The 10,411-nt window shown below is 64.3% G+C and carries 10 protein-coding genes and 2 pseudogenes; 4 read left to right on the top strand and 8 right to left on the bottom strand.

Translation table 11 applies throughout. From position 1 onward, the window contains the following. Both B7X30_RS01670 and B7X30_RS01665 read left to right on the top strand, forming a co-directional pair. Window positions 1–131 (top strand): annotated as a pseudogene (locus B7X30_RS01670) (iron-sulfur cluster repair di-iron protein); the annotation flags it as partial. 113 nt (window positions 132–244) lie between these two features. Continuing rightward, a complete protein-coding gene (locus B7X30_RS01665; protein WP_286728725.1) occupies window positions 245–520 on the top strand; it encodes a DUF2249 domain-containing protein in 276 nt (91 codons plus the stop codon). A gap of 73 nt (window positions 521–593) precedes the next feature. On the opposite strand, the gene sufT is transcribed toward B7X30_RS01665, so the two are convergent. The 8 genes and pseudogenes from sufT to B7X30_RS01625 all read right to left on the bottom strand — a co-directional run bounded on the left by sufT (window position 594) and on the right by B7X30_RS01625 (window position 7,578). Further along, window positions 594–1,154, bottom strand: a complete 561-nt coding sequence (gene sufT / locus B7X30_RS01660; RefSeq protein ID WP_286728723.1) for a putative Fe-S cluster assembly protein SufT — start codon at window positions 1,152–1,154, stop codon at window positions 594–596. Between the two features lie 2 nt (window positions 1,155–1,156). Continuing rightward, on the bottom strand, window positions 1,157–1,531 hold the full coding sequence (gene sufU / locus B7X30_RS01655) for a Fe-S cluster assembly sulfur transfer protein SufU (RefSeq protein ID WP_502694398.1): 375 nt from the start codon (window positions 1,529–1,531) through the stop codon (window positions 1,157–1,159). 18 nt (window positions 1,532–1,549) lie between these two features. Then, window positions 1,550–2,746, bottom strand: coding sequence for a SufS family cysteine desulfurase (locus B7X30_RS01650; protein ID WP_286728722.1), 1,197 nt, complete (start codon window positions 2,744–2,746; stop codon window positions 1,550–1,552). Next, window positions 2,743–4,137, bottom strand: coding sequence for a Fe-S cluster assembly protein SufD (gene sufD / locus B7X30_RS01645; RefSeq protein WP_286728721.1), 1,395 nt, complete (start codon window positions 4,135–4,137; stop codon window positions 2,743–2,745). Before sufD ends, B7X30_RS01650 begins: the two co-directional genes overlap by 4 nt. Before the next feature lie 2 nt (window positions 4,138–4,139). Next, a pseudogene (sufC, locus tag B7X30_RS01640) lies at window positions 4,140–4,854 on the bottom strand (Fe-S cluster assembly ATPase SufC). A gap of 63 nt (window positions 4,855–4,917) precedes the next feature. Beyond that, on the bottom strand, window positions 4,918–6,342 hold the full coding sequence (sufB, locus tag B7X30_RS01635) for a Fe-S cluster assembly protein SufB (RefSeq protein ID WP_286728724.1): 1,425 nt from the start codon (window positions 6,340–6,342) through the stop codon (window positions 4,918–4,920). Between the two features lie 19 nt (window positions 6,343–6,361). Beyond that, window positions 6,362–7,057: a class II aldolase/adducin family protein gene (locus B7X30_RS01630; RefSeq protein WP_156053340.1), complete on the bottom strand. Its 696-nt coding sequence runs from the start codon at window positions 7,055–7,057 to the stop codon at window positions 6,362–6,364. A gap of 323 nt (window positions 7,058–7,380) precedes the next feature. Beyond that, a complete protein-coding gene (locus B7X30_RS01625; protein ID WP_079668507.1) occupies window positions 7,381–7,578 on the bottom strand; it encodes a DUF3079 domain-containing protein in 198 nt (65 codons plus the stop codon). Between the two features lie 223 nt (window positions 7,579–7,801). Here B7X30_RS01625 and B7X30_RS01620 point away from each other — a divergent pair, with 223 nt between their 5' ends. Together B7X30_RS01620 and B7X30_RS01615 are read left to right on the top strand one after the other, a co-directional pair. Then, window positions 7,802–9,733, top strand: coding sequence for a type IV pili methyl-accepting chemotaxis transducer N-terminal domain-containing protein (locus tag B7X30_RS01620; protein ID WP_156053341.1), 1,932 nt, complete (start codon window positions 7,802–7,804; stop codon window positions 9,731–9,733). Further along, on the top strand, window positions 9,723–10,400 hold the full coding sequence (locus tag B7X30_RS01615; RefSeq protein ID WP_013106757.1) for a response regulator: 678 nt from the start codon (window positions 9,723–9,725) through the stop codon (window positions 10,398–10,400). Before B7X30_RS01620 ends, B7X30_RS01615 begins: the two co-directional genes overlap by 11 nt. Window positions 10,401–10,411: the final 11 nt, after the last annotated feature.

The raw sequence follows: 10,411 nt of genomic DNA, 5'->3' as shown, positions 1-10,411 counted from the left end.
GGCTGCCCGCCGAGGCGTGCAACACCTGGCGCGCGCTGTATGCAGGTCTGGACAAGTTCACCGCCGATTTCATGCAGCACGTCCACACCGAAAACAACATCCTGTTCCCGCAGTTTGAAGAACAGGCGTGAAGCCTGCTGCGCTGCCCTCCTCTTTCCCCTCCTCTTTCCCCTCCTCTTTCCCCTCCTCTTTCAACCCCGACTCAGATCAACCCAAGGAACCCGCCATGGAACCCCTCACCGTCATCAACCAACCACATTCCCACCGCCGCGCCGACCGCGTCTATCCCTTCGACGCCAGCGGCATCGCCAAGCGCTTTCGCCATGCGGCGATCTTCGGCGCGCTGAGTGCACTCGAACCCGGCGAAACCATGGCGTTTTTCAACGACCACGATCCCCTGCCGCTGCTGGCGCAGATCGAGCAGCATTTCGGCAACAAGGTGCGCATCGACTACGTCAGCCGCTCGCACGACGGCGTGCGCATCGACTTTCACGTGCAAGACGTGCAAGCCGGCGCCTGAGGCGCAGGATCGAACCGACGGCGCCTGAGCGACGAAGCTGATCGGCCCCGCCTAGCCGCGCCGGATCACCCACTCACCACAGCCCCGCCTGCAGTCGGGCCGCCTCGGACATGCGCTCCAGGCTCCACGGCGGGTCCCAGACGAGTTCCACGTTCACTCGCGCGATTCCTGGAATGCGGCGCACCTTGTCATCGACCTCCGCGGTGAGGATATTTCCCATGCCGCAGCCGGGTGCGGTCAGCGTCATGTCGATGTCCACAGCCCAAGCGGCGCCGCTGGCGTCGGCCGGCTGCACGTCCAGGCGATAGATCAGACCCAGCTCCACAATATTGACCGGGATTTCCGGGTCGTAACAGGTGGCGAGTTGTGCGATCACCGCGTTTTCGGCTTCCTCGCGCGTCGTTGGCGCGGGAATGTCTTGCCGCTGCCCGTCATTCAGCCCAAGCGCATCGGCATGGCGGCCATCGATGCGGTACATGCGGCCCTCGGACACCACAGTGACGTGGCTACCTAGCCGTTGGGTGATGCGCACCTCGGTGCCCTGCAGCAAGGTTCCGGCAGTGCCCAGCGGCACCAGGGTCGCGGGGACGTCGCGCTGCAGGATGATGGGGCCAGAGTCGATGACTTCGTCCATGGTCAACCCTCCGGCGTGGACAGCTCTTCGGCCTCGGCGCCGGTGTCGCCATCGACCAGGATGTCGTGCATCTGCGCGAACAAGGTCAGCGCCTCGTCCACGCGCTTGCCCTTGACCGCTTCGGTCAGCAGCGAGGCCGAGGCGGTGGAAATCGCGCACCCCTCGCCGGTGAAGGCCACGTCCTGGATGCAGCCCGCGTCGTCCACAAACAAGTCGAGTTCGAGGCGGTCGCCGCACAGCGGGTTGTCGCCTTGCGCGCTGCGGTTGGCCTGCGGCAAATGGCCGAAGTGTCGGGGCCTGCGGTAGTGGTCGAAGATCACGTCCTGATACAGCTCGCGCAGGTCGGGAGTGGCGTTGTCGGATGGGCTGTCAGGCATGGGTCGTGGGCTCCGTGTTCAGGCTGCGAACATCGCCTGCGCCTTGCGCCCCGCGCGCACCAGCGCGTCGATGTCGTCTTCGCCGTTGTAAAGACCGAGCGAGGCCCGCGCCATGGCCGCGACGCCGTAGCGTTGCATCAGCGGCATCGCGCAGTGGTGGCCGGCGCGGATGGCAACGCCCTCGGCATCGGCGATGGTGCCGAGGTCGTGGGCGTGAAGACCGTCGATATTGAAGGAGACGACGCCGATCTTGTCCGGCACGGTGCCGTAGATACGAAGCCCGGGGATGCGCACAAGCGCGTTTTGCGCCAGCTCCAGCAGCGCGCGCTCGTGCTGCGCGATGGCGTCCCAGCCCAGGCCCTGCACGAAGTCGATGGCCGCAGCCAGGCCCACCGCGCCGGTGATGTGCGGGGTGCCGGCCTCGAAGCGCGCCGGAGGGTCGGCGTAGGTGGTGCGCTCGAAGCTGACGCTGCGGATCATGTCGCCGCCGCCCTGATAGGGAGGCATCCCGGCGAGCAATTCGGCGCGGCCCCACAGCACGCCCAGCGCCTGCACGTCCACCGGCAGATGCGCCACGGCTTGCGCGCCATCGACCAGCACCGGCACGCCGCGCGCATGGGCAAGCTGCGCCACGCTCGCCACGTCGTTGACGGTGCCGAGCACGTTCGACACATGGGTGACGGCCACCATCCGCGTGCGGGGCGCGAGCAACTCCGGCAGGGCCTGCAGGTCGAGCGCGCCGTCGTCGCGGATCGGCGCCACGCGTAATCTCGCGCCGCTGGCATCGCACACCATCTGCCAGGGCACGATATCGGCATGGTGCTCCATCGCCGTCACCAGCACCTCGTCGCCAGGCTGCAGCCGCGCCCGTGCGAAGCTTTGCGCGACCAGATTGATCGCTTCGGTGGCGCCGCGCACGAACACGATCTCGCCGGCGCTGCGGGCGTGGACAAAGGCTGCGACCTTCTCCCGCGCCGCCTCGAAGGCGTCGGTGGCACGCTGCGAAAGGACATGCACGCCGCGGTGGACGTTGGCGTAATCGCGCACCTCGAAGGCACGCATCGCCTCGAGCACGGCCAGCGGTTTTTGCGTCGTCGCCGCATTGTCCAGATACACCAGCGGCTTGCCGTGCACGGTCTGGGCGAGGATGGGGAACTGCTCGCGGATCGCCGCAAGTTGCGGCGCAAGACGCGATGGCGATTCAAGCGCATTCATGCCGAAACCTCCGAGGCTTCGATCTCCAGGCCGCGCCGCGCGGCAAGCCGTGCGCGCACCAGTGCGCGCAAGGGCTCCCAGCCGATGTCGGGCAGGGCTTCCGCAACGAAGGCCTGCACCAGCATGGCGCGCGCGAGCTGCGCAGCGATGCCGCGCGACTGCAGATAAAACAGCGCCTCGGCATCGAGTTGGCCGACCGTGGCGCCGTGGCTGCAAAGCACGTCGTCCGCGTCGATCTGCAGTTGCGGACGGGTATCGGCCTCGGCGCGGGGCGAGAGCAGCAGGTTGCGGTTGATCATGCCCGCGTCGGTCTTCTGCGCGCCCCGATGCACGTTCACACGGCCGGTGAAAACGCCGTGCGCGGCGTCGTCGAACACGCCGCGCACCACGGTGCGGCTGGTGCCGCGCGGGTGGCGGTGCTCGATGCACATGTGCACGTCGCCATGCTGCTCGCCTGCGAGCACGCTGGCCCCGCGCAGATCGGTATGGCAGCCCGGCGCCTCGTGCGCGATGTGAAATTCCTGGCGCGACAGCCTCGACCCCAGCACCAGGATTTGCGCATCGAGCGCGCTGTCCTCGCCTTGAGTTGCATGTAGTTGCGACACATGCACCGCGGCGTCGGCTTCGTCTTGCAGGCGTACATGCTGCAGCTTCGCCCCGCGCGCCAGTTCGGCGCGAGTCACACAGCTTGCCAGATAGGGGCCGACCTGCGCGACGCCGAGGTGCTGCTCGATCACGCGCGCCGAAGAACCCTGCCCCAGGCGCAGGGCGTGGCGCACATGGTTTGCGCCCGCGAGCGTTTGCACCATGACGACGACGATGGGCGCATCGAGGCAAACGCCCGCGCCCAGTTCGAGCGCCATGCCGTCGCGGGCGAACAGGCGGTTGATCGCGTCGAAGGCGCCGCCGGACGCGGCGGCATCCAGCACCGTTCCCGCCTCCGTGTCGCTGGACGACTGGCGCGCCCCCCAGGGCGCAAGGCGCACCCCAGGCGGCAGGTCGCTCAAATGGGAAAGTTCGGCGTCAAAAGCGCCGTCGACGAACACCAGACGCGGGCCGCTCTCAAGAAAACGCCGGGCCGCCCCAAGTTTTCTTGACCCCCTCGGGGGGCGGGTCGGCGAGCCGACCCTGGGGGCGCTCACGAGCAGAGCGCCCGCAGCGCGCAGCGCCTCTTGGTTCAATCGTGCGCTGGGCGCGGTGGCGGCGAGATCCATTGCGTCCAGCGCACGCAGGCCGGTGTATTTCCAGTCTTCGGTGTGGCGCGTGGGCAAGCCGCTGCGCAGCAAGTCCTCCAGAGCCTGACGGCGCGCCTGCACCACCCGTTCGGGCTCGCCCGCAGCATCGACGCCGATCGCGTCGAACGCCCGGACGAATGTTTCGAGCGCTCCCATGCTCAGACCTCCTGCGCACTCGCCAGGGCCGCGCCCTGCTGCAGCCAGGCATAGCCCTCGCGCTCAATGCGCCGCGCCAATTCGGTCCCGCCCGAGGCGGCGATGCGGCCTTGCCACAGCACATAAAGCCCGCTCGGGTGAGCGCATGGCGTTGACTGCCTGCGCCACGACCTTGAGCGCGTCCACGTCCAGCCCCGAGTCGGTTTCGTCGAGGATGGCCAGGCGCGGCTGCAGCAGGGCCATTTGCAGCATGTCGTTGCGCTTTTTCTCGCCGCCGGAAAAACCTTCGTTGACCCCGCGCTGCAGGAACTTCTCGTCCATGCCGAGTTCACGCATCAGCGCTTTGACCTGTTGCAGGAATTCCATCGCATCCAGCTCGGGCAGACCGCGGTGTTTGCGCTGCGCGTTGAGCGCGGCCTTGAGCAGGTAGACGTTGGACAGGCCGGGAATCTCCACTGGGTACTGAAACGCGAGGAACAGCCCGGCGAGCGCGCGCTCCTGCGGCGGCAGCGCCGGCAGGTCCTGGCCGTCGAAGCGCACCGTGCCGCCGGTCACGCGGTAGAGCTCGCGCCCGGCGAGCACCTGCGCCAGCGTGGTCTTGCCCGAGCCGTTGGGCCCCATGATGGCGACCACCTCGCCGGGGGCGATGTCGAGATCGATGCCATTGAGCACCCTTTTGCCGTCGATTTCGGCCTGCAGGCCACGGATTTGCAACAGCGGCTGCGTCGCTTGCGGTTGAAGCTTGGCTGGCATTTGCATGTTTGTTTCCTCTTTGGCGTTTCAGCCCACGCTGCCTTCGAGGCTCACGCCCAGCAGCTTCTGAGCCTCGACGGCGAATTCCATCGGCAGTTGTTTGACCACTTCCCGGGCGAAGCCGCCGACGATCAGCGCCACCGCGTCCTCCGCGGAAATACCGCGCTGCATACAGTAAAAAAGCTGGTCTTCGCCGACACGCGAGGTCGTCGCCTCGTGCTCGACCTGCGCGCTGGGGTTGCGCACCTCGATGTACGGAAAGGTGTGCGCGCCGCAGCGGTCGCCGATCAACAGCGAGTCGCACTGCGTGTAGTTGCGCGCCCCTTCGGCCTTGGGCAGCACCTTGACCAGGCCGCGGTAGGTGTTGCTGCCCCGTCCTGCGGAAATGCCCTTGGAGACGATGGTGCTTCGGGTGTTGCGGCCGATGTGGATCATCTTGGTGCCGGTGTCGGCCTGCTGGAAATGGTTGGTCAGCGCCACCGAATAGAACTCGCCGACCGAATCGTCGCCGCGCAGCAGCACGCTCGGATACTTCCAGGTGATGGCCGAGCCGGTTTCCACCTGCGTCCAGGAAATGCGCGAGCGCGCGCCGCGGCATTCGCCGCGCTTGGTGACGAAGTTGTAGATGCCGCCCTTGCCGTCCTTGTCGCCGGGGTACCAGTTCTGCACCGTCGAGTACTTCACCCGCGCGTCGTCGAGGGCGATGATTTCCACCACGGCGGCATGAAGCTGGTTTTCATCCCGTCGTGGCGCGGTACAGCCTTCCAGGTACGAGACCTGCGCGCCCTCGTCGGCGATGATCAGCGTGCGCTCGAACTGGCCGCTGTCCTTGGCGTTGATACGGAAGTAGGTTGACAGCTCCATCGGGCAGCGCACCCCCTTGGGGATGTAGACGAAGCTGCCGTCGGTGAACACCGCGGCGTTGAGCGCGGCGAAGAAGTTGTCTCCCGGCGGCACCACCGTCCCGAGGTATTGCTGCACCAGTTCGGGGTGGTTTTGCACCGCGTCGGAGAATGAACAAAAAATGATGCCGTGCTGCGCCAGCTTGTCTTTGAAAGTAGTGGCCACCGACACCGAATCGAACACCGCATCCACCGCCACCCCAGCCAGCGCGGCGCGTTCGTGCAGCGGGATGCCGAGTTTTTCATAGACGCGCAGCAACTCAGGGTCGACCTCGTCGAGGCTTTTTGGCGCCTTGTCGCGCTTGGGGGCAGCGTAATAATGAATCGCCTGGTAGTCGATGGGCGGATGGTGGATCTTGGCCCAGGTCGGCTCGGCTAGGGTCAGCCAGTGACGATACGCCTTCAGCCGCCATTGCAGCAGGAACTCCGGCTCATTTTTTTTCGCGGAAATGAGCCGGATGATGTCTTCGCCCAGCCCTTTGGGAGCGAGGTCGGACTCAATCGGCGAGATGAAGCCCGCGGCGTAATCGCGTTCGAGAAATTCGACCAGTGAGGGATTGCTCTGGTCCTCAGGCGGTTTGGATAGCTTGGGCGGCTTTGATGCCTGATGCCACCGTTTGGGCGATTGCCGTGTGCCTCGCACCCGAAGCCAAAACCATCTGGCACACATGTTCCAGCCGCTCCACATGCTCGAAGGCATCAAAAGGCGAGTGACCAATGGCAACGCAGCCATGACGATCCAGACCGACGATATGCGGCATGTCGCTCTGCGGCGGAGCGAAGGACGCGGCGCAAGCCCGCGCGAGTTCCTCGCTGGTAGCCACCAACGGCGGCACATTGCGCCCGACCCGGGTATAGCGGGTCACCTCCGGGAATTGCTCGGACAGCTCACGCAAATCCCAGTTGGCGAACATCGCCGCCACGATATGAGTCGGATGCAGATGCAACACAGTGTTGAAACCCGCTGGCAGCAGCACCTGCAGCAGTTGATGCAACGCGAATTCTCCGGAAGCTCCAGCGGGTGCAGTAATGGCGCGACCAGGCACTAGCCGGTCCGCGGGGACGTGAAGCATCTGCGCGACATTCAGCTGTGCCTTGATCACGCCGCTTTGTGAAATCCAGAATCCATCGCCCGCAGCATCGCTCACCGAGATATTGCCATCACGGTGGGTGATCCAGCCTTTGGCGTACGCCGCATGCAGGGCGCTGCAAGCCTGCGCGATTGGTGTGGAGGATTCAGGAGCGAGTGTCGGTGGGGTGTTCATGAGGGGGATGATTTCATTTATGAGGTGGTGCGGTATTGCTCGGGTGTGTGGCCCAGCTATAAGTCGAAAAGCTGACGCCCAGATCACGCCATGGAATGCCTTGAATAGGTAATGTTTTTACCACTTAAAGGGTGCGGGTGAACTCCTCAGCACAATACCCCTTCTCAGGAAGGGGAGGTCATCGAAGTGATCAGCAGAGGCTGCAAATCGCCCGAGGGCAATCTGAATGCCCTGTGGAAAATCAGCTACTCAAAGGAGTGACTTGAGCGAGTCAGAGCTACGGCGTGCGGCAAGAAATCATGCAATCAACGTCGCGCCTTGCTTTACTTTGCCTTTTTTGCTTCTTTTGCGTCAAGACCGAAGTCCATCCAGTCCTCACCTAGTAATTCAACGGGGTGCTGTGTGCGCTCGGAGCCGTTTCCGCAGCGCATGGAGTCGGCCGGGCAGTACCGGCTACATCCCCAGCAAATGCGTTCAGGGTGTGCCGGATGATTGGGGAATTTTTTCTGCTCGAAAGTCATAGCAATCGGTTTGCCTTCCGTTTTCGCTTTACGAGAACATGCCAAACCGCCCAAAATTGCCTCATCCCCTCTGGGAGTCTGACGCGAACGAAGCGCGTCTGAGGACGTTTTCATGGGACACCAGAAACTGTGCTGCGTTCCTGATACACGTCAAACCGTCACCAAATCGACAGGATCGCGCCCTGCGGGGACAATCTGCGCTCGAACCGCACGCCATGCCGTCATGAAACGCAACTGGACACTCACCGCCAAAATCGCCCTATTCTCTGGGACGTTCCTGCTGTTGTCATTGATGTCCGTTGGAGCGACCTTATGGATTTCCTGGAATCTCGAGGGCGGCGCGGCGGCGGTTAACGTCGCCGGGCAATTGCGCATGCTCAGCTACAAAGTGGCGCTGTCCGCGAAGGACCTCGACGACACCCAACTTTCCTCCGATCTGCAGCTTATCCAGGACAATCTTGTGTTGCTGCGCGCGGGCAGCCCGTCACGACCTCTTTATGTTCCTTGGGATGGCATCATTCGCCAGCGCTACGACGCCGTGCGTGCGCACTGGCAGAGTTTGCAACCACGCTGGGAAAGCGCATCACAAGCCCACCCCGTGCCGCGAGAGGAAGTTAACCAGTTCGTCACACAAATCGATGCTTTCGTCAGATCCATAGAGCATCGCCTGGATTTCTGGACGACTGTGCTCCACGCGTTTCAGATGGGTCTGGCCGTTCTGGTAGTGATCGGAGCGCTGTTGATGTTCTACGCAGCTTACCTATTTGTGCTCGATCCGGTAGGGCGCCTCAGTCGAGGCGTGCAAGCGCTTGAGCAGGGCGATTACTCGGCACGGGTCGACATCAATACCACCGACGAGCTCGGCGATCTCGCCATCGGGTTCAACCGCATGGCCGGACAACTACAGGCTGTCTATGACGAATTGGAGGAGCGGGTGCGGCAAAAGACGGCCGCCCTGCGCACCGAGCAGCAGCGTCTTGCGGCGCTGTATGAGGTGAGTGCGCTGGTGTCGAAGGCACAAAGCCTGGACGAGTTGTCGCAGTCGTTCGTCCAAGTCGTGCGGCGCATCGCCGGAGCGGATGCTGCTGCCTTGCGCTGGACCGATGAATCAGCGCGCCGTTACCTGCTGCTGGCCTCCGATGGATTGCCCGCGGTACTGGCCGAAGAAGAGCAGTGTCTGATGTCGGACACCTGCTTTTGCGGGCAGGCGCAGCATCACGGCGGCCCGCAGATCGTGCAGTTTCACCGGCTCCAGCCCGAAGGGCGAGCGCTGCCTGGGCGTGTGGCGTGTGAACGTCTGGGCTATGCCACGCTGCTGAGCATTCCCGTGCGGGCGCAGCAGCGCCTGCTCGGCGAGATCGATCTGTTCTTCCACGCCGAGCAATCCGCCGATGAAGCGCAGCATGCCCTGCTCGACACCCTCGCGGGCCACCTGGCTGCAGCCATGGAAAGCCTGCGCAGCGCCGCGCTGGAACGCGAGGCCGCGGTGTCGCAGGAGCGGGCTTTCCTCGCACGCGAGCTGCACGATTCCATCGCGCAATCGTTGGCGTTCATGAAAATTCAGCTTCAATTGCTGCGCACGGCCCTGCAGGCGGGCAAGGTGGGGAAGATCGAACAGGTGGTGAGCGAGCTCGATGTGGGCGTGAAGGAAAGTCTGGCCGATGTGCGCGAGCTGCTGCTGCACTTTCGCACCCGCACCCAAGAGCAGGACATCGAGCCGGCGCTGCGCAGCACGGTGCAGAAGTTCGAGCTGCAAAGCGGTCTATCCGTCGACCTGGTGTTTCACGGGCATGGCCAGCCGCTCGATCCGGACGTGCAGATTCAGGTGCTGCACATCGTGCAGGAAGCGCTGTCCAACATCCGTAAACATGCCAAGGCCACGCAGGCCCGGCTGGTGGTGGACAGCCTGCCGCGCTGGCGCTTTGTCGTCTCGGACGATGGCCGTGGCTATGATCCGGAGGTCATCGCCCAGGATGGACAGGCCCATGTGGGCCAGCAGATCATGCGAGAGCGCGCCGCCGCCATCGGCGGGCATTTGAGCATCGAAGCCCAGCCCAAAGGCGGTGTGCGCGTCACCTTGGAACTGCCGGAATTCCCGGCCGCCGCGTCTGCACGCGCAACACGAAACACCGAGATTTCTCCCTATGCCACCTGACATCCGCATTCTGCTGGTCGACGACCATGCGCTGTTTCGTCGCGGCCTGGTGGCCTTGCTCGGTGAAGCGCCTGCCATGCAGGTGGTCGGCCAGGCCGGCGATGCGGGCGAGGCGCTACGGCTGGCCACGCAGTTGCAGCCCGACATTATTTTGCTCGACAACCATCTGCCGGGTGTTCGAGGCATCGACGCCGTAGAGAGTCTGCGGCAGGCCGCCCCGGCTAGCCGCGTGTTGATGCTCACCGTCAGCGAAGAGGCGGCCGACCTCGGCGCGGCGCTGCGCGCCGGAGCGAGCGGCTATCTGCTCAAGACCTGCGAGACCGACGAGCTGATCGGCGGCATTCAGCGTGCGCTGCGCGGAGAAGTCGTCATCGGCGCCGACATGACCGCAAAACTTGCACAAGCCTTCATCGCTCCAGAAACGACGGACTCCGCGAAGGAAGCCCTCCCGGCGAACGCGCAGAGCGAGAAAACGCCGCTCAGCCCCCGCGAGCGCCAGATCGCCGCGGCCATCGCTCGTGGCGCAAGCAACAAGGTCATCGCACGCGAACTCGACATCGCTGAAACCACAGTGAAGGTGCATGTACAGAGTATCTTGCGCAAGCTCGACCTCAGTTCACGGGTGCAGATCGCCGTGTATGCCAGCGAACATGGCCTGTCGGTTTGATCTCTATCTCT

It is taken from the genome of Thiomonas sp. 13-64-67 (assembly GCF_002282795.1).
GTDB classification, from domain to species: domain Bacteria; phylum Pseudomonadota; class Gammaproteobacteria; order Burkholderiales; family Burkholderiaceae_C; genus Thiomonas; species Thiomonas arsenitoxydans.
This window is presented reverse-complemented; position numbering and strand designations above follow the sequence as displayed.

Coding starts and splice junctions, on each gene's coding strand:
- sufT (WP_286728723.1), bottom strand. CDS start 1,154: ATGGACGAAGTCATCGACTCTGGCCCCATCATCCTGCAGCGCGACGTC.
- sufU (WP_502694398.1), bottom strand. CDS start 1,531: ATGCCTGACAGCCCATCCGACAACGCCACTCCCGACCTGCGCGAGCTG.
- B7X30_RS01650 (WP_286728722.1), bottom strand. CDS start 2,746: ATGAATGCGCTTGAATCGCCATCGCGTCTTGCGCCGCAACTTGCGGCG.
- sufD (WP_286728721.1), bottom strand. CDS start 4,137: ATGGGAGCGCTCGAAACATTCGTCCGGGCGTTCGACGCGATCGGCGTC.
- B7X30_RS01630 (WP_156053340.1), bottom strand. CDS start 7,057: ATGAACACCCCACCGACACTCGCTCCTGAATCCTCCACACCAATCGCG.
- B7X30_RS01625 (WP_079668507.1), bottom strand. CDS start 7,578: ATGACTTTCGAGCAGAAAAAATTCCCCAATCATCCGGCACACCCTGAA.
- B7X30_RS01620 (WP_156053341.1), top strand. CDS start 7,802: ATGAAACGCAACTGGACACTCACCGCCAAAATCGCCCTATTCTCTGGG.
- B7X30_RS01615 (WP_013106757.1), top strand. CDS start 9,723: ATGCCACCTGACATCCGCATTCTGCTGGTCGACGACCATGCGCTGTTT.